Raw genomic sequence first — 21,582 nt, forward strand, 5'->3', positions numbered from 1 at the left:
TGCGGCGAGACTGGCCGCATGACCGAGCTGAGCCGGCGGGCCGTCGCGCTGCGCGCGCTGCACCGCCCCGGGGACCCGCTGATCCTGCCGAACGCCTGGGACTCGGGATCCGCCCGGGCGGTGGTCGCGGCGGGCTTCCCGGCCGTCGCCACCAGCAGCGCCGCGGTCGCCGAGGCGCTCGGCCACGCCGACGGCGAGGCCACGCCTGTGGCCGAGATGTTCGCGGCGGTCGGCCGGATCGCCGCGGCCGTGCCGGTCGCGGTCACCGCCGACCTGGAACGGGGGTACGGGCTGCGCCCCGCCGAGCTGGTCGAGCGGCTGCTGGCGGCCGGGGCGGTGGGCGGCAACATCGAGGACTCCGACCCGCGGACCGGGAGGCTGTACGACGTCGAGGAGCAGGCCGACCTGCTCGCCGGGATCCGGGCGGCGTCCCGTGCGGCCGGGGTGGACCTGGTGCTCAACGCCCGCGTCGATGTGCACCTGCGGGCGTACGGCCCGGCCGAGGAGCGGCTCGCCGAGGCGGTGCGCCGGGCCCGCCGCTACCGGGCGGCCGGTGCGGACAGCGTCTACCCGATCCTCCTGGCCGACCCGGCGCAGATCCGCGAGTTCGTCGCCGGGGTGGACGCCCCGGTCAACGTGCTGGCCCGGCCCGGCGCACCGGCCCCGGCGGAGCTGGCCGCCCTCGGCGTGGCCCGGATCAGCTACGGCTCGGGCGTCTACGCGGCCGCCCGCGCCCGCGCCGCCGAACTGCTCGCCACCGTCCGCGCCGGCGGCGACCCGTTCGGATCCTGACCCGCGCCGCCGGGTCGGGTCGCCGGATGGCGGCCGGGACGGCAGGATGGGCGGATGGGCGCCGCTGACGAGACCCGGGACGGGGTGTCGCTGACCAACCTGGACCAGCCGCTGTTCGACGGGGCCGGGGCCACCAAACGCGACCTGGTCGACTACCTCGACGCGGTCCACCAGCGGATCCTGCCCGGGCTGCGGGACCGGCCGCTGTCGGTGGTCCGGGTGCGGCCCGGCCAGGACCCGTTCATGCAGAAGAACCTTCCGAAGTACACACCGGACTGGGTGCGCCGCACCTCGGTCTGGGCGGAGGCCTCGCACCGCAGCATCTCGTACGCCCTCTGCGACGACCGGAGGACACTGCTCTGGTTCGCCAACCAGCGGGCGGTGGAATACCACCCGACGCTGGGCCACGCCGGGGACCCGGAGCACCCCACCCACCTGGTCCTCGACCTGGACCCGCCGGCCGGTGACTCGTACGGCATGGCGGTCCGCACGGCGCTGCTGGTCCGGCAGGCGCTCACCGACGCCGGGCTGGCCGGTGCGGTGAAGACCAGCGGGGCGAAGGGGCTGCACGTCATCGTTCCGGTGGAGCCGGCGACCACCGCCGAGGAGGCCGCCGCGGCGACCCGGGCCCTGGCCGCCCGCGCCGAGCGGCTCGACCCGGCGCTGGCCACCACGGCCTTCATCGTCGAGGACCGGGGCGGCCGGGTCTTCGTCGACTCCACCCGGTCGTACGGTGCGACAGTGGCGGCCGCGTACAGCCCGCGGATCCGGCCCGGCACGCCGGTGTCGTACCCGGTCGGCTGGGCCGACGTCGAGACCGCGACCCCGGCCGACTTCACCGTGAAGACGGTGCCGGCGCTGCTCGGCGACCGGGACCCGTGGGCGGAGGCGCTGCCCGCGCCGCAGCGCCTGCCGGAGGAGTTGGTGGCCGAGGGGCGGAGCATCCCGGTGGCCCGGGTGCAGGCCATGCACGAGGGCAAGCGCCGCGCCAAGGCCCGCCGCGAGGCCGGCTGACCGGCTCTGACCACGGTGTACGCCGGCCCTGGCTGATCGCTGCCAAGTCAGTACCCCGCCATCGGCGAGGTCTTCCGCCGTGCCCGCGAGGGCCGGTATCTCCTTCACATGCTTCCCCGGAAACCCCTGCGCCGAGCCGCCGCCACCGGGTTCGCCGGCGCCGTGCTGGCGACGGCCCTCTTCGGCCCGCCGGCTCAGACCGCCGGCGCCGCCCCGCCGCCCCCACCGTCCCGGCCGGCTCCGGCCAGCACGGTCACCCTCCTCACGGGTGACGTCGTCACGGTCACCGAGATCGGCCCGGGCCGGTACTCGACCGACATCCGGCGCCCGACCGGCGCCCGGGGCGGCGTGCACGCCCGGACCATCGGCAGGGACCTCTACGTCATCCCCGACGAGGTGCTTCCGTACCTCGCGTCCGGGCGGCTCGACCGGCGCCTCTTCGACGTCACGGGCCTGATCGAGGACGGCTACGACGACCGGAGCTCCGACGGCATCCCGCTGATCGTGAGCTACGCCGACCCGGCGTCCGCCCGGCGTCCCGCGCCGGCCGGCGCCATGAAGGTCCGGTCGCTGCCGAGCGTGCGCGGCGCGGCGGTGCGCGCCACCAAGCGCCAGGCCCGCCGGGTCTGGGACGCCGTCACCCCCGACGCCGCCACCGCCACCCGGGCCTCGGCGGACGGGACCCCGGCGTTGGCCGACGGCATCAGCCGGATCTGGCTGGACGGGCGGGTCCACGCCGACCTCGCCGACAGCACCGCGCAGATCGGCGCCCCGGCCGCCTGGGCGGCCGGACGCGACGGCGCCGGCGTGAAGGTCGCCGTCCTCGACACCGGTTTCGACACCGACCACCCCGACCTGGCCGGCCGGGTCAGCGCGAGCGCGACATTCGTGCCCGGCGAGACCGTCGAGGACGGCAACGGCCACGGCACCCACGTCGCGTCGACGGTCGGGGGCAGCGGCGCCGCCTCCGCCGGCCTGGAGCGGGGGGTCGCCCCGAAGGCGGACCTCGTCGTCGGCAAGATCCTGGCGGACGAGGGTTACGGCGCGGACTCCTGGGTGATCGCCGGCATGGAATGGGCCGCCGCCCAGGGTGCCCGGGTGGTCAGCATGAGCATCGGCGGCGACCAGTCGACCGACGGCACCGACCCGCTGAGCGCGGCCGTCAACCAGCTCACCGCCCAGACCGGCGCGCTGTTCGTGGTGGCGGCCGGCAACGCCGGCGCCGAGGGCGTGATCAGCTCACCGGGCGCCGCGGACGCCGCGCTCACCGTGGCCGCCGTGGACTCCGCCGACCAGCTCGCCGACTTCTCCAGCCGGGGGCCACGCTTCGGCGACTACGGCCTCAAGCCGGACATCGCCGCCCCGGGCGTGGACATCGTCGCCGCGAAGGCGGGCGGGACCGCGGCCGATGGCTGGTACCAGTCGATGAGCGGCACCTCGATGGCGACGCCGCACGTGGCGGGCGCCGCGGCGATCCTCGCCCAGCAGCACCCCGACTGGCGTGCCGCCGAGCTCAAGAACGCGCTGATGAGCACGGCGAAGAAGCTGGACGGCCAGACCGCCTACCAGGTGGGCGCGGGCCGGGTCGACATCCCGGCCGGGCTCGGCGCCACGGTGACCGCCACCGGCTCGGTGTACTTCGGGTTCCAGGGCTGGCCCCACGACCACCTCGCGCCCGTCGACCGCACCATCACGTACACCAACACCGGCGACGTGGCGCGGACCCTGCGCCTCGCGGTGACCGGCGAGGTCGCCGGCGGCCCGATGGACGCCGACCCGCACGCCGACGAGGGCAAGCCGGCACCGGGTGTCTTCACCCTGGCCACGGAGACGCTCGTGGTGCCCGCGCACGGCACGGCCTCGGTCACCGCGACCGCGCACCCCGAGCTGGGCGCCGCCGGCCGCCGCTACCTCGGCGAGGTCACCGCGACCGACGGGGGCGCTGCGCTCGCCCGCACCACGCTCGGCCTCTACCTGGAGGAGGAGCGGCACGACCTGACCTTCTCCGTGACCGACCGCGCCGGCCGGTACGTCTCGGCCTTCCTCACCGTGCAGCGCTTCGGCGAGGCCGACCCGTACTTCCTCACCAGCAGCGACACCGGACCCACCACGGTCCGGCTCCGGCCCGGCACCTACAGCCTCTGGGGCTACCTCGACGTGCCCGGCGGCCACGGCCCGGACTCGCGCGGGACCGCCATGCTCGGCGACCCGGAGATCGTGCTGGACGGGGACCGCACGGTGAACCTCGACGCCCGCAGGGCGGTGGAGGCCACCGCCACGGTGCCGGAGCGGACCGAGGACCGGATCGTCATGATGGACTGGTACCGGTCGGACGGCGGCGTGAGCAGCATCGACGACAAGTACATCCTGGCGCCGTGGGTGGACACGATGTACGTCCTGCCGACGAAGCAGGTGACCCGGGGCGCGTTCGAGTACGAGACCCGCTGGCGCAAGGCGTACCCGCTGCTCACCGTCACCGACCGGGGTCGGGAGGTGCGCTTCCTCGGCCAGCCGGGCTCGGCTCTGCACGAGGGCCGCGAGCAGGTCGACGGCGTCTTCGCCGGCCTGGGGCGCCCGGCGGACTACGCGGGCCGCGACGTGCGGGGCAAGGTCGTGCTGGTGAACCGCTCTGACGAGCTGACCAACGCCGAGCGCGCGACGGCGGCAGCGGACGCCGGAGCCGAGCTGCTGATCGTCGTCAACGACGCACCGGAGCCCTACTCGCAGTGGGTGGGTGACGAGGCGGGCGGGCTCAGCCGCGTACCGGTCGTCGGCGTCACCTCCACCACCGGCGCTCCGTTGGTGGAGCGGGCCCGCCGGGGGCAGCTACGGCTGGGGATCGAGGGCACCCCCAGCTCGCCGTACACTTACGACCTGGTCGACCCGCACCCGGGCCGAATCCCGGCCGACCTCGCGTACCGGCCGCGGCCGACGGACCTCGCGACGGTGGAGATGCGGTTCCACGGTGACGCCCCGACCCTGGGCGGCGAGTTCCGGGAGGACTTCCGTCCCTACCGCACCTACTCGGCCGGCTTCCCGCTCTGGCAGGGCATGCGGCGCACCCGGACCGACCACGTCTCCGCCCAGCCGGGCACGACCTGGCGGGAGGCCGCGGTCGGCGGCCGGGAGATGGAGCTGGCCTCGGTCGGGGAGCGGCGGGCCTACCGGGCGGGCACCAGCAGCACCGTCGACTTCTTCGGGCCCGTCACCCGCCCCCGGGACAACGCCTCGTTCTACGCCTCCGAGCGCAACGCGGGCTGGCTGACCTTCAACGTCCAGCCCTGGTCGGACGGGGGCGCCGGCCACGCCGGGTTCATGCAGTGGGGCAGCGACCTCACGCTCACCGTCCGGCGCGACGGGGAGGAGATCGCGAAGGCGGAGGGCTGGGCCCAGGCCACCCTCGAGGGCAACCCGGAGGGTGTCGGCCACTATACGCTGGACCTGGCGGCGAGCCGGGCCGGTTACCGGCTGTCGCCGCGTACCCACACCACCTGGGAGGTGCTGTCCCCGCACGTCGAGGACGTCGACGACCTCGACGTGGTGGCGGTGCTCCAGCTCGACTACGCGGTCCCGACCGACCTGGCCGGGGACGCCCGTGGCGGTCGCCAGCACCTCGCCGTCACCCCGTCCCACCTGCCGGGTGCCGCCGGCGCGGGAACGATCACCGGCACGACGCTCGCCGTGTCGTTCGACGACGGCGCCCACTGGCGGGACGTGACCCTGGTCCGCCGGGGCGGGACCTGGGTGGCAGACTTCGTGGCCCCCGACACCGGTTACGTCTCGCTCCGGGCCACGGCCTGGGACGATGCCGGCAACCGGGTCAGCCAGGAGATCACCCGGGCCTACGGCCTCGCCACCCCCGGTTCGCGGTAGCGAACCGCCGGGAGCGGCGGCCCCGGGGAACCCCCCTCCCCGGGGCCGCCCGCTGTCGGCTCCGACCGCCGAGCACGAGATGAGACAGGCATGCTGGCACCGCTGGGACTCGACTCCGTCGAGGAGGAGATCTACCGGCAGCTCGTCGCGTCCCGGCGGGCGTGCGCCGCGGAACTCGCCGCCGCCACCGGCCGGTCCGACGCGGCGGTCCGGGCCGCCCTCGCCGGCCTGGTCGAGCGCGGGTTGGCCGGTACGCCCGGGGACGCCCCGGTCGACGGCGACCCGGTCTTCGTGCCGGCACCGCCCGCCGTGGCCCTCAGCGCCCTGCTCCGGCAGCGCCAGGACGACCTGCGCCAGGCCGAGTCCGACGTCGCCGCGCTGGCCGAGCAGTATCGCACCGCCGACCTCGCCCCCGGCGTCATCGAGGTGATCGCCGACGTCGACACCGTCCGGCGCCGCTTCTTCCAGATCCAGGAGGCGGCGCGCCACGAGGTGCTCTCCATGGTGCCGCCCGACCTGCGGGTCGTCCCGCACCGGGAGAACACCGCCGAGCAGGCGAGCATGAAGCGGGGCGTCCGCTACCGGGCCCTGCTGGACCGGCGGGCGCTGAGCGCGCCCGACATGCAGGCCGACATCCGCGCCAGCATGGCCCTCGGCCAGGAGATCCGCATCGTCGACGCCGTGCCGGTCAAGATGATGATCGTGGACGGCGAGATCGCCATGCTGCCGCTGCACCACGACGCCGACGGCTCGCCGGCCTCCATCCTGGTGCACCGCAGCGGACCGCTCGCCGCGCTCGTCGCGTACTTCGAGTCGGCGTGGGAGCGGGCGTACCCGCTGCGGCCCGCCCCGGCGCCGGACGAGGTCACCGAGCTGTCCGGCGGCGAGTTGGAGGACGGGCACATGCAGGTGCTGGCACTGCTGCTCTCCGGCCAGACCGACCAGGCCATCGCCACCCAGCTGGAGATCTCGCTGCGGACCGTGCACCGCCGGATCCGCCAGCTCATGAACGCGGCCGGGGTCGACACCCGGGTCCAGCTCGGCTGGGCCGCCGCCCGCAACGGCTGGGCCTGAGGCGGGAGTCCGTAGATGTGAAAAAGCCCGGGCCAGTGGCCCGGGCTTCCTCGTGTCCGTGCCCCCGGCAGGATTCGAACCTGCGCCCCCGCCTCCGGAGGGCGGTGCTCTATCCCCTGAGCTACGGGGGCTCAGCGACCCGAGAAGAGTAGCAAACCCCTCTCGGGATCACCGAATCGGCACCCCGCGCGCCGAACGTCCGCGGATCAGGCGGCGGCCAGGGGGCGACCGCAGCTCGGCAGCGGGTGCAGCACGATGCGGCGCGGCAGCCGGCGGGGCCATTCGTTGCGGGGCCAGGAGCCGTCGACGATGAGGTGCACGGTGCGCTCCTCGGCGCCGCTGAGCCGCAGCACGAAGTCGCGGGGGAGCGGCGGGTCGACCGTGGGGGTCGTGATCATGAAGCGCACCCGGCCCCGGGACGAGACCGCCGAGATCACGTCGGCGGCCGGCATGGTGCCGCGCAGGCGTACGCGGCCGATCCAGTAGACGTCCGCGGCGTGCTCCTGGGCGGCCCGGGTGATCGACGGGTACTCGCTGCGTACCCAGCGCTCGACCGCGCCGACGCAGAGCCCGCAGGCCCGCTCGCGGGGTTCCCGCGGACCCAACCCCCAGGCCCGCAGGTACGCCCCGACAGTGCCGGCGTCCATGGTCAGCTCGAACTGGCGCTCGATGAGTGTGGTCAGGCTCTGTCGCGTCCAGAGCTCCTCGTCCAGGCCGAACTCGTCGGGGTGGACGCCCCGCAGCACGTCGATCAGTTCGAGTTCCTGTTCGCGGCTGAGCGTTCCCGGCTCGCCCTGCCGCAGTCCGCGACGGACGGCTGCCACCGCCCCGTCACCGCCGATGGTGTGGCGTCGGCACCAGCTGGTCACCGACCGCCCTGCGTCTCTGAGTGCAACCCCCACGTCCTGCGCAACGAGCCCGAATCGCAACTGGTCACGATATGTGGGGAGAAAAGTCTCCAAGCAGCGCAATGGGTTGTACGGCCCAAACCGTTATAAAACGGCATAACGGGCGGGAGCGGGATCCGGAGTACGCGAAGGGCCCGCGTCGCGCACGACGCGGGCCCTTCCGTGCGAGCAGGTGTTACAGGGTGCCGCCCAGGCGCTTGAGCGCCGCCTGGAGGTTGGTCAGGTCCTTCTGCTGGGTGTTCTTCATGACCTGGGCGACCGCCAGCACGTCGTCGTCGTGACCCTGGTCGAGGATCCCGTCGATCATGTGTACCCCGCCGACGTGGTGCCGGATCATCATCTGGAGGAACAGCACGTCGAACTCGCGGCCGGTGGCGGCCTTCAGCTTCGCCATCTCCTCCGGCGTGGCCATGCCCGGCATCAGCCCGTTCCTCACCGCCGCCCCGTCCGACATCCAGGCCATCGGCGGCTGCTCACCGGTCGGGTCCAGCTTCCAGGAGCGCAGCCAGGTCTGCATGGTGCCGATCTCGCCCTGCTGCCCGGTGGCGATGTCGCCGCCCATCTGGCGTACCTCCGGGTCCTGGCCCTGCCGGAACGCCAACAGCCCCATGGCCACCGCCTGGGCGTGGTGGCTGCTCATGTCCCGGGCGAAGCCGGCCTCGGCCGAGTTGTCACCCGGACGGGTGAGCGTCGGGGTGAGCAGGCCGCCCGCGTAGCCGAGGAGGAGACCGACAACGACGGCGGCGGCCAGCGCCAGGGCGCCGAAGCGCCGCGCGGCCCCCCGGCCACCGTCACCGGTGTCCGGGGCCTCGTCGTGCTCGGTGTCCGTCGTCACGGCGGCGGTCATCGCGGCGTCCTCACTGGGTGGGCTGCTCGGGCATGTTGTTGGGGAGGTTGTCCCGCGGGGTGGTGCCGGTGGCGGTGACGCCCTGGTCGCAGAGGGCGGTCGGGCCCTCGATGGAGGCGTTCACGCGCAGGGTCTTGATGAACTCGTCGATCCGGCCGTCGTCGGCGTTGTCGACCTTGAGCTGGAAGCCCCACGCCTGGAGGGAGATCGGCTTGTCCAGCCCCTCGTACGGGCTGAGCATGAGCTTCTCCTTGCCCTGCACCTTGGCCTTGAGCTTCGCCACCTGGTCGGCGGGCAGGTCGGGGCGGTAGGTGATCCAGACGGTGCCGTGCTCCAGGCTGTGCACCGCGTGCTCGTTGGCGATCGGGGCGTCGTAGACGTCGCCCATGCAGTTCTGCCAGGCCTGGTTGTGCGGGCCGGCGACCGGCGGGGACACGTCGTACTTGATCGTGCCCGGCTGGTGGTTGCCGCCCTTGACCAGGTTCTTGTCCTTCTTGCGGAAGTCGACGATGCCGTTGATGGCGTCGGCCCGCTTCTGCCACGGCTGCGAACCCTGGTAGACCGCCCACGCCCCGACACCGATGATGCCGACGGCCAGCACGCCGACCGCGACGAAGAGGGCGATCGGACCCCACGCGCGACCCTGGCTCACCTTCACCGGGGTGACCGGCTTGCGGCCCTTGCCGCCGGTCTGCCGGGCGGGGCCCTTGCCGGCCCCGGCCTTGCCGCCGGCGGGCTTGTCGGCAGCGGCGGGCCGGCCGGCGGCCGGCTTCTTGCCGGTGCTGACCACGGTCGGACGGCGCTCCGGGCCGCCCGGGGTGCTGATGCTCATCGTGCCTCGTCAGGTCGGTCGGTCAGGGGAGCCGCGGGGCCGGTTCACATGCTGGGTCGCCGCCGCGGGGACCGAGTCTACCCCCGATAACATGGTTCGGTGACTCCCGCAGAACTCGCCGAGGTCGTCCTCGCCGCAGCCCACGCCGTCTTCGAAGACCGGGGCCTGGATCGCTCCGCGCTGCCCGCGCAGACCACCGTCGAGCGACCCCGCAACCCCGAGCACGGCGACTACGCCTCGACGCTGGCGCTGCAGCTCAGCAAGAAGGTCGGCGTGCCCCCGCGGGAGCTGGCCGCCGCCCTGGCCGACCAGCTGGGCCGGGCGCCGGGGGTCAAGTCGGTGGAGATCGCCGGCCCGGGCTTCCTCAACATCCGGCTCGACGCGGCCGCCGCCGGCCAGCTCGCCAAGGTCATCGTCGAGGCCGGCCCGGAGTACGGCCGCGGCGACGCCCTCGCCGGCCAGCGGATCAACCTGGAGTTCGTCTCGGCGAACCCGACCGGCCCGGTGCACATCGGCGGGGTCCGGTGGGCGGCCGTCGGTGACGCGCTCAGCCGGCTGCTCCGCGCCACCGGCGCCGACGTCGGCACCGAGTACTACTTCAACGACGCCGGCTCCCAGATCGACCGGTTCGCCCGCTCGCTGCTCGCCGCCGCCCAGGGTCAGCCGGCCCCGGAGGACGGCTACGGCGGCGCGTACATCGCGGAGATCGCGGCCGAGGTGGTCAAGCGCCGGCCCGAGGTGCTCGACCTCGACGAGGCCGCGGCCCAGGAGGTGTTCCGGGTCGAGGGTGTCCAGCTGATGTTCGCCGAGATCAAGTCGTCGCTGCGCGACTTCGGCGTGGAGTTCGACACCTACTTCAACGAGAAGGACCTGCACGACCGGGGCGAGCTGGACAAGGCGCTCGACCGGCTGCGGGAGCAGGGCCACCTCTACGAGTCCGAGGGCGCCACCTGGCTGCGCACCACCGACTTCGGCGACGACAAGGACCGGGTGCTGCGCAAGTCCAACGGCGAGTGGACCTACTTCGCCGCCGACTGCGCCTACTACCTGGACAAGCGCGAGCGCGGCTTCGAACGCGTGGTGATCATGCTGGGCGCCGACCACCACGGCTACATCGGCCGGATGAAGGCCATGGCCGCCTGCTTCGGCGACGACCCGGACCGCAACCTGGAGATCCTCATCGGTCAGCTGGTCAACCTGCTCCGCGACGGCGCTCCGGTGCGGATGAGCAAGCGGGCCGGCACCGTGGTCACCCTGGAGGACCTGGTCGACGCGATCGGCGTGGACGCCTCCCGCTACGCGCTGGCCCGCTACTCCAGCGACTCGCCGATCGACATCGACGTGGAGCTGTGGACCCGGGCCACCCGCGACAACCCGGTCTACTACGTGCAGTACGTGGCCGCCCGCACCGCGAGCGTGGGCCGCAACGCCGCCGAGGTCGGGCTGACCCGGGGCGACGCCACCGCCTTCCGCGCCGAGCTGCTCTCCCACGAGAAGGAGAACGAGCTGCTCAAGGCGCTCGCCGAGTTCCCCGCCGTGGTGTCCTCGGCGGCCGAGCTGCGGGGCCCGCACCTGGTCGCCCGCTACCTGGAGCGGCTGGCCGGCGCCTACCACCGGTTCTACGACAACTGCCGGATCCTGCCGCGCGGCGACGAGGAGGTCACCGACCTGCACCGGGCCCGGCTGTGGCTCAACGACGCCACCCGGGTGGTCATCGCGAACGGCCTGCGCCTGCTCGGCGTCTCGGCCCCGGAGCGGATGTAATGCGGGCGCACGAGGCCGGTGCCCTGCACGGCGACATCGGCAACCGGGGGCCGGCCTGGCTGCGTACCCCGGTCGACGTCAACGACCTGGTCCCGCAGCTGTGGCCGCGCAACGTGGCGCGCGGCGCGGGCGGCGCCCTCGCCGTCGCCGGCCTGGACGTCCGCGACCTGGCCGCCGAGTTCGGCACCCCGGTGTACGTGCTCGACGAGGACGACCTGCGCGCCCGCGCCCGCGAGTTCCGCGACGCCTTCCCCGACGCCGACGTCTACTACGCCGGCAAGGCGTTCCTCTGCCGGGCGGTGGTGCGGATGATCGCCGAGGAGGGCCTGTTCCTCGACGTCTGCAGCGGGGGTGAGCTGGCCACCGCGCTGTCGGCCGGCATGGAGCCCGCGCGGATCGGCTTCCACGGCAACAACAAGTCCGTGGCCGAGCTGACCCGGGCCGTGGACGCCGGGGTGGGCCGGATCATCGTCGACTCGTTCGCCGAGATCGACCGGCTCACGGCGCTCGCCCGCGAGCGCGGCGTACGCCCGAAGGTGCTGGTCCGGGTGACGGTCGGCGTGGAGGCGCACACCCACGAGTTCATCGCCACCGCCCACGAGGACCAGAAGTTCGGCTTCTCCCTGGCGGGCGGGGCGGCCGCCGCGGCCGCCTTCAAGATCCTCGACGAGGACGTGCTGGAGCTGCGCGGGCTGCACTCGCACATCGGCTCGCAGATCTTCGACGCCAGCGGCTTCGAGGTCTCCGCCCGCCGGGTGCTGGCCCTCCAGGCGCAGATCCGCGACGCCCGCGGCGTCGAGCTGCCCGAGCTGGACCTGGGCGGCGGCTTCGGCATCGCGTACACCACCCAGGACGACCCGGCCGCGCCGCACGAGCTGGCCAAGCGGCTGCGCAAGATCGTCGACGGGGAGTGCGCGGCGGAGAACCTGGCCGTGCCGCACCTGTCCATCGAGCCGGGCCGTGCCATCGTCGGTCCCGCCGTGTTCACCCTGTACGAGGTGGGCACGGTCAAGGACGTGGACGGCATCCGCACCTACGTGAGCGTGGACGGCGGGATGAGCGACAACATCCGCACCGCGCTCTACGACGCGTCCTACTCGGCGACGGTGGCCAACCGGGTCTCCGGCGCCGAGCCGATGCTCGCCCGCGTGGTGGGAAAGCACTGTGAGTCCGGGGACATCGTGGTGAAGGATGAATTCCTGCCCGCCGACGTGCAGCCCGGAGATCTTGTCGCGGTGCCCGGCACCGGGGCCTACTGCCGGAGCATGGCCAGCAACTACAACCATGTCCCGCGGCCCCCGGTCGTCGCCGTCCGCGACGGTCGGGCACGGCTGATCGTCCGCCGGGAGACCGAAGACGACCTGCTCGCATTGGATGTCGGATGACCTCACCCGTTCGCTTGGCGCTGCTCGGCTGCGGCACGGTCGGCAGCGACGTGGTGCGGCTGCTGCACGAGCAGTCGGCCGACCTCGCCGCCCGGATCGGCGCCCCGCTGGAGATCGCCGGCATCGCCGTCCGCCGGCTCGGCCGCGACCGCGGCGACCTGCCGGTCGACCCCGCCCTGTTCACCACCGACCCGCTCGGCCTGATCAAGCGGGACGACGTGGACGTCGTGGTGGAGGTCGTCGGCGGGATCGAGCCGGCCCGGACCTGGCTGGTCGAGGCCCTGCGCGCCGGCAAGAGCGTGGTCACCGCCAACAAGGCGCTGCTCGCCGAGGACGGCGCGACGCTGCACGACGCGGCCGCCGAGGGCGGGGCGGACCTCTACTACGAGGCCAGCGTCGCCGGGGCCATCCCGCTGCTGCGCCCGCTGCGCGAGTCGCTGCACGGGGACCGGATCAACCGGGTCACCGGCATCGTCAACGGCACCACCAACTTCATCCTCTCCGCCATGGACGCCACCGGCGCCGGCTTCGCCGAGGCCCTCGAAGAGGCCACCGAGCTGGGCTACGCCGAGGCCGACCCGACGGCCGACGTGGAGGGCTTCGACGCCGCGGCCAAGGCCGCCATCCTGGCCTCGCTGGCGTTCCACACCCGGGTCACCGCCGCCGACGTGCACCGCGAGGGCATCACCGAGGTGACCGCCGCCGACGTGGCCAGCGCCAAGGCCATGGGCTGCACCATCAAGCTGCTCTGCATCGCCGCCCGGGGCGCCGACGCGGCCGGCCGCGAGACGGTGAGCGTCCGGGTGCACCCCGCGATGATCCCGCTGACCCACCCGCTGGCCAGCGTCGGCGACGCGTTCAACGCGGTCTTCGTCGAGGCCGAGGCGGCCGGGCAGCTCATGTTCTACGGCCGGGGCGCCGGTGGCGCGCCGACCGCCAGCGCCGTCCTCGGCGACGTGGTGGCGGTCGCCCGCAACCGCCTCGCCGGGGTGCACGCGGCCAGCGAGTCGGCGTACGCGGACCTGCCGGTGCGGCCGATGGGCGAGGCGCTCACCCGCTACCACATCAGCCTCGACGTGGCCGACCGGCCGGGTGTGCTGGAGGCGGTGGCCGGGGTGTTCGCCCGGCACGAGGTCTCCATCGCCACGGTGCGGCAGGGCCCGGCCGGCGGCGGCCCCGACGCCGAGCTGGTCATCGTCACCCACGTGGCGCCGGACGCCGCGCTCGCGGCCACCGTCGGCGAGCTGCGCGGGCTCGACATCGTCCGCTCGGTCACGAGCGTGCTGCGGGTCGAGGGCGGGGCGTAGCCACCCGTCCCGCCTGATGGTTAACCGGAGGTGTGCCGGCGGCCCGTCGGGGAGGCTGGTCCACGCTGGTAGGGGCCCCGCGTCGACCGGGGCGGCAGAGGCGAGGAGTGCGACATGTGGCGGGGTCTGATCGAGGCGTACCGGGACCGGCTGCCCGTCACCGACGCCACTCCCGTCGTCACCCTCAACGAGGGGAACACGCCGCTGCTGCCGGCGCCGGTGCTCTCCGCCCGGGTGGGCGCCGACGTGTGGCTCAAGGTCGAGGGGGCGAACCCGACGGGCTCGTTCAAGGACCGCGGCATGACGGTCGCCGTCTCCAAGGCCGTCGAGGCCGGTGACAAGGCCATCATCTGCGCCTCCACCGGCAACACCAGCGCCTCCGCCGCCGCGTACGCGGCCCGCGCCGGGATCACCTGCGCCGTGCTGGTGCCCCAGGGCAAGATCGCGCTGGGCAAGCTGGCCCAGGCGCTGGTCCACGGCGCGAAGCTGCTCCAGGTGCAGGGCAACTTCGACGACTGCCTCGCGCTGGCCGGCAAGCTCGCCCAGGACTACCCGGTCGCGCTTGTCAACTCGGTGAACATCGACCGGCTGCACGGGCAGAAGACCGCCGCGTTCGAGATCGTCGAGGCGCTCGGCGACGCGCCCGACATCCACTGCCTGCCGGTGGGCAACGCCGGCAACATCTCCGCCTACTGGATGGGCTACTCGGAGGACCTGCGCGACGGCAACGCCACGAAGGCCCCGAGGATGTACGGCTTCCAGGCCGCCGGCGCGGCCCCGATCGTCACCGGGCAGGTGGTGCCGGAGCCGTCGACGATCGCCACGGCCATCCGGATCGGCAACCCGGCGAGCTGGACCAAGGCGATCGACGCCCGCGACGCCTCGGGCGGGCTGATCTCGGCCGTCACCGACCGGGAGATCCTCTCGGCGTACCGGCTGCTGGCCCGCGAGGTCGGGGTCTTCGTCGAGCTGGGCAGCGCGGCCAGCGTGGCCGGCCTGCTCCAGCAGGCCGCCGCCGGGCGGGTGCCGGCCGGCGCGACCGTGGTCTGCACGGTCACCGGCCACGGTCTCAAGGACCCGGAGTGGGCCATCTCCACGGCCCCCGCCCCGCTGACCATCGCCAACGACGCGCTGGCCGCCGCCCGCTCGCTCGACCTGGTCTGACCGGCCCGCGCCAGCGGGGAGCGGGCGCCGTCACGCGCGTCGGGGTCCGTGCGTGGGAGCGTGATCGTGTGCGGCAGACTCCTGGGCACCCCGTACACCCCTTTGCAGGAGTGAGTAACGCCGATGTCGCTGCTCGCCAGATTCAGTCTCGCCAACCGGGGGCTGATCGCCCTCATCGCACTGGTGACCACGGCGTTCGGGGCGTTCGCCGTGCCGTCGCTGAAGCAGCAGCTGCTGCCGTCCCTGGAGTTCCCGGCCGCGTTCATCGTGGCGCCGTACCCGGGCGCCGCGCCGGAGATCGTCGAGTCCCAGGTCGCCGAGCCGATCGAGAACAGCCTCCAGGGCATCCCGGGGCTGGAGAAGGTCACCTCCACCTCGCGTGAGGGCTCCGCCACCGTCCAGGTGCAGTACGAGTTCGGCACCGACCTGGACGACGTGGTCAACAAGATGCAGACCGCGCTGAGCCGGATCGACGCCCAGCTCCCCGAGGGCGTCGACCCGCAGGTGATCGCCGGCAGCACCGACGACCTGCCCGCCGTGGTGGTCGCCGCCACGGGCGGCGCCGACGAGCGGGCCCTGGCCGAGAAGCTGCGTGGCACGGTCGTGCCGGAGCTGGAGGGGCTGGACGGCGTCCGCACCGTCGACGTCACCGGCGCCCGCGACCAGGTCGTGACCATCGTTCCCGACCCGGCGAAGCTGGCCGCGGCCCGGCTGGCCCCGACCGCGATCGCCCAGGCGTTGAAGACCAACGGCGTGGCGCTGCCGGCCGGCACGGTGATCGACGGCAGCCGCTCGCTGCCGGTGCAGGTGGGCACCCCGATCCGCACCGTGGACGACCTGCGCGGGATCGTGCTCAGCACCGCCCCCGCCGCCCCGGTACGCCTCGGCGACGTGGCCCGCGTGGAGCAGCAGCTCGCCCCGGCGACCGCCTTCACCCGCACCAACGGCAAGCCCAGCCTCGGCATCGCCGTCACCGCCTCGCCGGACGGCAACGCGGTGGCGATCTCCCACGACATCCGGGACCGCCTGGAGGAGCTGGAGGCCGCCTCCGGCGCCGACCTGACAGTGGTCTTCGACCAGGCCCCGTTCGTCGAGCGGTCCATCGAGAGCCTCACCACCGAGGGCCTGCTCGGCCTGCTCATGGCGGTCGTGGTGATCCTGGTCTTCCTGCTCTCCGTCCGCTCCACAGTGGTCACCGCGGTCTCCATCCCGCTGTCGGTGCTTGTCGCGCTGATCGTGCTCTGGGCCGGCGACTACTCGCTGAACCTGCTCACCCTGGGCGCGCTGACCATCGCCGTGGGGCGGGTGGTCGACGACTCGATCGTGGTGCTGGAGAACATCAAGCGGCACCTGGAGTACGGCGAGCCGAAGCGGGACGCCATCCTGGCCGCGGTCCGCGAGGTGGCCGGCGCGGTGACCGCCTCGACCCTCACCACGGTCGCCGTCTTCGCGCCGATCGCGCTGGTGGGCGGCTTCGTGGGGCAGCTCTTCGCGCCGTTCGCGATCACCGTGACGGTGGCCCTGCTCGCCTCGCTGCTGGTCTCGCTGACCGTGATCCCGGTGCTGGCGTACTGGTTCCTCAGGCCGTCGCGCGGCGGGGCCGACGAGGCCGCCGCCCGGCACGCCGCCGAGGAGAAGGAGCTGCGCAGCCCGTTGCAGCGCGGGTACCTGCCGGTGATCGGCTTCGCCACCCGGTCCCGGGGCACCCGCTGGGCCACCGTGGCGCTGGGCCTGCTGGTGCTCTTCGGCACCTTCGGGCTGGCCCAGAAGCTGGAGACCAACTTCCTGGACGACTCGGGCCAGGACACGCTGGCCATGCGGCAGCAGCTGCCGGCGGGCACCGGGCTGACCGGCACCGACCAGGCCGCCGCACGGGTCGAGGAGATCCTCCGGCGTACGCCGGGGGTGGCGACGTACCAGGTCACCGCGGGCGGCGCCGACAACCCGTGGGCGGGCGGCGGCAACGACAGCGCCTCCTGGTCGCTGGCGCTCACCGATGACACCGACGCCGCGGAGGTCCGCGAGAAGCTGCGCAAGGAGTTCGACGCGCTCGGCCCGGAGGCCGGCGAGGTGACCTTCGGCGGCGGGCAGAACGCCTCCGCCAACCAGCTCGAGGTGGTCGTGCAGGCCGCCGACCAGGAGACGCTGACCCGGGCCGCCGAGGCCGTCCGGGACGCGATGGCCGGCACGCCGGGCGTCGAGGACGTCACCACCGGCCTGGCCACCCGGGTGCCCCGGGTCGAGGTGACAGTGGACCGGGTCGCCGCGGCCCGGGTCGGTCTGACCGAGGCGGCGGTGGGGCAGGTCGTGGCCCAGGCGTACCGGGGGGCGCCGCTCGGCCAGGTCACCCTGGACGGCACCCCGCAGAACGTGGTGCTGAGCACCGGGGCCCGGCCGCCGCTGAGCGTGGCCGAGTTGCGGGCGCTGCCGGTCGGCCCGGTGAAGCTGGACGACATCGCCGACGTCGACCAGGTCGAGGGCCCGCAGCAGGTGACCCGCATCGACGGTGAGCGGAGCGTGTCGGTGACCGGCACGGCGACCGGCTCGAACCTCGGTGCCACCACCCAGGAGCTGCAGAGGAAGCTTGACGCGCTGGACGTGCCGGGGGCGACGTTCGTCATCGGCGGCGTGAGCGCGGACCAGGCGGACGCCTTCGCCGACCTGGGTCTGGCCGTGCTGGCCGCGATCGCGATCGTCTTCCTGATCATGGTGGGCACGTTCCGCAGCCTGACCCAGGCGCTGATCCTGCTGATCTCCGTGCCGTTCGCGGCGACCGGCGCGATCGGGCTGCTCCTGCTCACCGGCACCCCGCTGGGCGTGCCGGCGCTGATCGGCGTGCTCATGCTTGTCGGCATCGTGGTGACGAACGCGATCGTGCTGCTCGACCTGATCAACCAGTACCGCGGGCAGGGCATGGGCGTGACCGAGGCGGTGGTCGAGGGCGGCCGGCGCCGGCTGCGCCCGATCCTGATGACCGCGGTCGCCACGGTGTTCGCGCTGCTGCCGATGGCGTTCGGCCTGACCGGCGAGGGCGGCTTCATCTCGAAGCCGCTGGCCGTCGTGGTGATCGGCGGCCTGCTCAGCTCGACGCTGCTGACGCTGATCCTGGTGCCGACCCTCTACACGATGGTGGAGCGCACCAAGGAGTCCTTCCGGGAGCGCCGGGCCCGCAGGCACGGCACCCCGGTGCCCGCGGAGCCGCCGGCGCCGGTCCCGGTGACCGTGGGGGGCGGGGAGCGCCCGGCCGAGGCCGCTGACGGCCTGCCGGCCCGCCCGGCGCCGTCGGCCGCCCTGGTCGACGGCACGGACCAGTTCGAGGTGTTGCGCCTGCCGAAGAGCCGCCGGTCCCCGCTCCCGCCGACGGAGTAGCCGCGCGATCCCCCCGCCGCGGGTGGCCGTCCCCTGGTGGACGGCCACCCGCTGCGTACGGGGCAGTGGGAAACCGCCCGGCGCGGTACGGTGAGTGAGCCGACACCTACTCAAGGTGGCGGCCCGTCCCGTGTGGGCGGCCGGCCGGACCGGAAGCGGGGGCGATGGCGGACGGCGTGGCCCGTTGGGGCAGGCGTGCGGTGCTCCGCCGGGCCGCGCTGCTGGGCGGGGGCGCCGCGCTGGGTGTCGCCGGGACCACGCAGACCGCCTGGATCGCCGACCGCAGGCTCCCACTCGGCGGCGGACCGGCCAGCGCCACCCTGGGCAGCCGCTACCAGCAGGTCGGCGGCGGGGTGGAGGTGGTCTGGGGCGTCCACACCGGCGCCCCGCTCGTCGCGCTGACCTTCGACGACGGGCCGCAGCCGCAGTGGACCCCCATGGTGCTGGACACTCTGGCCGAGCACCGGGTGCCGGCCACCTTCTTCCTGGTCGGCGAGCGGGCCCGCCGGCACGCCGCGCTCGTCCGCGACCGGCTCGCCGGGCACGAGGTGGGCAACCACAGCTGGGCGCACCACGACCTGGCCCGGATGGACGCCCACACCGCCTACGACGACCTGCGCCGCAGCCATGAGGCGATCACGGCGGCCACCGGGACGGCCCCCCGGCTGCTCCGCCCGCCCTGGGGGCACCTGGGTGGCGCCGTGCTCCACGCCGCCGCCCGGCTCGACTACCGGCTGGTGCTCTGGACGCTCCAGATGGTCGAGGGGGAGTATCCGCACGACCCGGCCGGGCACGCCCGGCGGATCGTGGCCGACGTGCGGCCCGGCACCATCCTGCTCGGCCACGACGTCGGCCCCGAGCGGCGGCTCGTCGCGCTCCGCGGGCTGCCCGACATGATCTCCGGGCTGCGCGCCCGCGGCTACACCTTCGTGACCGTCTCCGAACTGCTGCGCCGTGCTGCCGTCCCCGGAGCGGCCCGGTAGGGTGCCCGCGTGTCACCCACCGTCTCGGTCCTCGTCCGCAACCGCGACTTCCGCAACCTCTTCCTCGCCGAGCTGGTGGTCTTCGGCGCCGACTGGTTCGTCATGGTGCCGCTGCTCGTCCTCCTGCCGGAGCTGACCGGCAGCGGGGTGTGGGGCGCGCTGGTGCTCGCCGTGGACACGGGCATGACCGCCCTGCTGCTCCCGTACACCGGCACCATCGCCGACCGGTTCGATCGCCGGAAGATCATGATGGCGGCCAACCTCGCCGCGCTGGCCGGCATCCTGCTGCTGCTCGGCGTCGGGAGCGCCGGCACGGCCTGGCTGGCGCTGGTGTCGATCGCCGCCGTGGCGGTGGCGAAGGCGTTCTACTCGCCGGCGGCCCAGGCCGCCCTGCCCAACGTGCTCGACCCGGCCGACCTGGCCGCCGGCAACGCGATCGCCGGTTCGGCCTGGGGCACCATGACCGTGGTCGGCGCCTCGCTCGGCGGCGTGCTCAGCGCCGCCGCCGGCCCGTACGCCAGCTTCTGGGTGGCCGCCGTGGCGCTGGCCGGCGCGGCGGGCCTGGCCGCGCTGATCCGCCGGCCGCTGCAGGCGCCGCGCGACCCGGCGGCGGTCGTCCCCCGCACCTGGCCGGCGATCCGCGAGGCGCTGGGCTACATCGCCCACCGGCCGCGGGTGCTCGCCCTGGTCACCGTGAAGTCGGCGGTCGGCCTGGGCAACGGCGTGCTGACCGTCTTCCCCCTGCTCGCCGGGCTGTACGGGGTCGGCGCGATCGGCACCGGCCTGCTCTTCGCCTCCCGCGGCGCCGGCGCGCTGGTCGGCCCGATCCTGATGCGCCGGGTGCTCAGCAACCGGGCCTGGCTGCTCACCGGCCTGGCCCTGTCCATGTCCCTCTACGGCCTGGCCTACGTCGGCGTCTCGCTGGCGCCCTGGTTCCCGCTGGTGCTGGTGCTGGTCTTCCTGGCCCACCTGGGCGGCGGCAGCAACTGGGTGCTGTCCAACTACGCCCTCCAGGGCGAGGTGCCGGACCGGTTGCGCGGCCGGGTCTTCGCCACCGACATGATGCTGGCGACGCTGGCGATCGCGGTCAGCCAACTGGTCGTGGCGCTGGTGGTCGACGCGGTCGACGAGCGGACCGTGCTGGCCGGCTGCGGGCTGGTCACCGTGGTCTACGCGCTGGGCTGGCGGTTCGCCACCCGGCGGCTGTCGCTCACCGAGCCGGTGGAGGAGGCGGCGCCGAGCCGCACCCCGTGACGTCGCGCCGTTCCCACGGTCCGGGCGATCCGGCGCGCTGTCGGTGCCGGGTCCTAGCATGAGCCGGTGCCGATGACTTTCACCTCCGGTCCCGTCCGGGTCCGGGTGCCCGCGACCAGCGCCAACCTGGGCCCGGGCTTCGACGCGCTCGGGCTGGCCCTCGGGCTGCACGACGACGTGGCGGCCGAGGTGACCGCCGGCGGCGTCCGGGTGGCGGTGACCGGCGAGGGTGCCGGCGAGCTGCCCGACGGCGACCGGCACCTGGTGGTGACCGCCATGCGGGCCGCCTTCGACGTGCTCGGCGCGCAGCCGGCCGGGCTGTCCCTGGAGTGCGTCAACCGGATCCCGCAGGCCCGGGGCCTGGGGTCCTCCTCGGCGGCCATCGTGGCCGGCGTGCTGCTGGCCCGGGCGCTGGTCGCCGACGGCGCGACCCGGCTGGACGACGCCGCCGCGCTCCGGCTCGCCTCGGAGCTGGAGGGCCACCCCGACAACGTGGCGCCCTGCCTGCTCGGGGGCTTCACCGTGGCCTGGACGGAGCCGGCCGGCGCCCGGGCCGTCTCGCTGCCCGTGGCGGCGGCGGTCCGCCCCACCGTCTTCGTGCCGGGCGAGCGCGGGCTGACCTCGGTCGCCCGGGCGGCGCTGCCGGCCACCGTCCCGCACGGCGACGCGGCGCTGACCGCGGGGCGGGCGGCGCTGCTGGTGCACGCGCTCACCGCCGACCCGGGGCTGCTGCTGCCGGCGACCGTCGACCGGCTGCACCAGGACTACCGCGCCGCGGGCATGCCCGCCACGGCGGCCCTGGTCAGCGCGCTGCGTGCGGCCGGTGTGGCGGCTGTGGTCAGTGGGGCGGGGCCGACCGTGCTGGCGTTGTCCGAGGTCCCGGCGGGGTTCGACGCGGGAACAGATTGGCGCCGGTGGGAGTTGCCGATAGACGTCAGCGGTGCCCGGGTCGCCCGGGGTAGACTTGGACACGCCGAGCGGGACCCTGTTGCCGCAGGTCGGAAGAGTTGATTACG

15 protein-coding genes and 1 tRNA gene are annotated in these 21,582 nt (G+C 74.2%); 12 read left to right on the plus strand and 4 right to left on the minus strand.

Going from position 1 to position 21,582, the window contains the following annotated elements; genetic code table 11:
- The first annotated feature begins 18 nt into the window (after positions 1-18).
- The 4 genes from GA0070603_RS25195 (at position 19) to GA0070603_RS25210 (ending at position 6,753) form a co-directional block, all read left to right on the plus strand.
- On the plus strand, positions 19-792 hold the full coding sequence (locus tag GA0070603_RS25195) for an isocitrate lyase/PEP mutase family protein (protein ID WP_091318667.1): 774 nt from the start codon (positions 19-21) through the stop codon (positions 790-792).
- A gap of 54 nt (positions 793-846) precedes the next feature.
- Positions 847-1,806, plus strand: a complete 960-nt coding sequence (locus tag GA0070603_RS25200) for a DNA polymerase domain-containing protein (RefSeq protein ID WP_091318669.1) — start codon at positions 847-849, stop codon at positions 1,804-1,806.
- Between the two features lie 108 nt (positions 1,807-1,914).
- On the plus strand, positions 1,915-5,679 hold the full coding sequence (locus GA0070603_RS25205; protein ID WP_091318672.1) for a S8 family serine peptidase: 3,765 nt from the start codon (positions 1,915-1,917) through the stop codon (positions 5,677-5,679).
- 90 nt (positions 5,680-5,769) lie between these two features.
- Entirely contained in the window at positions 5,770-6,753 is a 984-nt protein-coding gene (locus tag GA0070603_RS25210) for a helix-turn-helix transcriptional regulator (protein WP_091318676.1), read from the plus strand.
- Between the two features lie 59 nt (positions 6,754-6,812).
- On the opposite strand, the gene GA0070603_RS25215 is transcribed toward GA0070603_RS25210, so the two are convergent.
- From GA0070603_RS25215 to GA0070603_RS25230, 4 genes are all read right to left on the minus strand, one after another.
- Positions 6,813-6,884: transfer RNA gene (locus GA0070603_RS25215), tRNA-Arg, on the minus strand.
- Between the two features lie 75 nt (positions 6,885-6,959).
- A complete protein-coding gene (locus GA0070603_RS25220) occupies positions 6,960-7,655 on the minus strand; it encodes a winged helix-turn-helix domain-containing protein (protein ID WP_091318678.1) in 696 nt (231 codons plus the stop codon).
- A 181-nt stretch (positions 7,656-7,836) separates the two neighbouring features.
- Positions 7,837-8,508 carry a DUF305 domain-containing protein gene (locus GA0070603_RS25225; protein WP_091318680.1) on the minus strand — a complete coding sequence of 224 codons (672 nt, stop codon included), beginning with the start codon at positions 8,506-8,508 and terminating at the stop codon, positions 7,837-7,839.
- A 10-nt stretch (positions 8,509-8,518) separates the two neighbouring features.
- Entirely contained in the window at positions 8,519-9,340 is an 822-nt protein-coding gene (locus tag GA0070603_RS25230) for a thioredoxin-like domain-containing protein (protein ID WP_091318683.1), read from the minus strand.
- Positions 9,341-9,439: 99 nt separating this feature from the next.
- Between GA0070603_RS25230 and argS the strand changes: the two genes are divergently transcribed.
- The 8 genes from argS to thrB all read left to right on the plus strand — a co-directional run bounded on the left by argS (position 9,440) and on the right by thrB (position 21,577).
- Positions 9,440-11,104 carry an arginine--tRNA ligase gene (argS, locus tag GA0070603_RS25240; RefSeq protein ID WP_091318685.1) on the plus strand — a complete coding sequence of 555 codons (1,665 nt, stop codon included), beginning with the start codon at positions 9,440-9,442 and terminating at the stop codon, positions 11,102-11,104.
- Positions 11,104-12,489, plus strand: a complete 1,386-nt coding sequence (lysA, locus tag GA0070603_RS25245) for a diaminopimelate decarboxylase (RefSeq protein ID WP_091318688.1) — start codon at positions 11,104-11,106, stop codon at positions 12,487-12,489. Before argS ends, lysA begins: the two co-directional genes overlap by 1 nt.
- Entirely contained in the window at positions 12,486-13,796 is a 1,311-nt protein-coding gene (locus GA0070603_RS25250) for a homoserine dehydrogenase (protein WP_091318691.1), read from the plus strand. Before lysA ends, GA0070603_RS25250 begins: the two co-directional genes overlap by 4 nt.
- Positions 13,797-13,910: 114 nt before the next feature.
- Positions 13,911-14,960 carry a threonine synthase gene (gene thrC, locus GA0070603_RS25255; protein WP_091318693.1) on the plus strand — a complete coding sequence of 350 codons (1,050 nt, stop codon included), beginning with the start codon at positions 13,911-13,913 and terminating at the stop codon, positions 14,958-14,960.
- A gap of 123 nt (positions 14,961-15,083) precedes the next feature.
- Positions 15,084-18,329, plus strand: coding sequence for an efflux RND transporter permease subunit (locus tag GA0070603_RS25260; protein ID WP_091318696.1), 3,246 nt, complete (start codon positions 15,084-15,086; stop codon positions 18,327-18,329).
- A gap of 164 nt (positions 18,330-18,493) precedes the next feature.
- Positions 18,494-19,312 carry a polysaccharide deacetylase family protein gene (locus GA0070603_RS25265; RefSeq protein ID WP_091318699.1) on the plus strand — a complete coding sequence of 273 codons (819 nt, stop codon included), beginning with the start codon at positions 18,494-18,496 and terminating at the stop codon, positions 19,310-19,312.
- Between the two features lie 9 nt (positions 19,313-19,321).
- Positions 19,322-20,566, plus strand: coding sequence for an MFS transporter (locus tag GA0070603_RS25270; RefSeq protein WP_091318701.1), 1,245 nt, complete (start codon positions 19,322-19,324; stop codon positions 20,564-20,566).
- A gap of 72 nt (positions 20,567-20,638) precedes the next feature.
- Positions 20,639-21,577, plus strand: coding sequence for a homoserine kinase (thrB, locus tag GA0070603_RS25275; protein WP_091318704.1), 939 nt, complete (start codon positions 20,639-20,641; stop codon positions 21,575-21,577).
- The last annotated feature ends 5 nt before the right edge of the window (positions 21,578-21,582 follow it).

This window comes from Micromonospora chersina (genome assembly GCF_900091475.1).
Classification (GTDB): domain Bacteria; phylum Actinomycetota; class Actinomycetes; order Mycobacteriales; family Micromonosporaceae; genus Micromonospora; species Micromonospora chersina.

Bases quoted from the DNA above. Each gene is read 5' to 3' on its own strand.
- thrC (WP_091318693.1), top strand. From the start codon at position 13,911: ATGTGGCGGGGTCTGATCGAGGCGTACCGGGACCGGCTGCCCGTCACC.
- GA0070603_RS25200 (WP_091318669.1), top strand. From the start codon at position 847: ATGGGCGCCGCTGACGAGACCCGGGACGGGGTGTCGCTGACCAACCTG.
- GA0070603_RS25210 (WP_091318676.1), top strand. From the start codon at position 5,770: ATGCTGGCACCGCTGGGACTCGACTCCGTCGAGGAGGAGATCTACCGG.
- lysA (WP_091318688.1), top strand. From the start codon at position 11,104: ATGCGGGCGCACGAGGCCGGTGCCCTGCACGGCGACATCGGCAACCGG.
- GA0070603_RS25195 (WP_091318667.1), top strand. From the start codon at position 19: ATGACCGAGCTGAGCCGGCGGGCCGTCGCGCTGCGCGCGCTGCACCGC.
- thrB (WP_091318704.1), top strand. From the start codon at position 20,639: ATGACTTTCACCTCCGGTCCCGTCCGGGTCCGGGTGCCCGCGACCAGC.
- GA0070603_RS25250 (WP_091318691.1), top strand. From the start codon at position 12,486: ATGACCTCACCCGTTCGCTTGGCGCTGCTCGGCTGCGGCACGGTCGGC.
- GA0070603_RS25265 (WP_091318699.1), top strand. From the start codon at position 18,494: ATGGCGGACGGCGTGGCCCGTTGGGGCAGGCGTGCGGTGCTCCGCCGG.
- GA0070603_RS25230 (WP_091318683.1), bottom strand. From the start codon at position 9,340: ATGAGCATCAGCACCCCGGGCGGCCCGGAGCGCCGTCCGACCGTGGTC.
- GA0070603_RS25225 (WP_091318680.1), bottom strand. From the start codon at position 8,508: ATGACCGCCGCCGTGACGACGGACACCGAGCACGACGAGGCCCCGGAC.
- GA0070603_RS25260 (WP_091318696.1), top strand. From the start codon at position 15,084: ATGTCGCTGCTCGCCAGATTCAGTCTCGCCAACCGGGGGCTGATCGCC.
- GA0070603_RS25205 (WP_091318672.1), top strand. From the start codon at position 1,915: ATGCTTCCCCGGAAACCCCTGCGCCGAGCCGCCGCCACCGGGTTCGCC.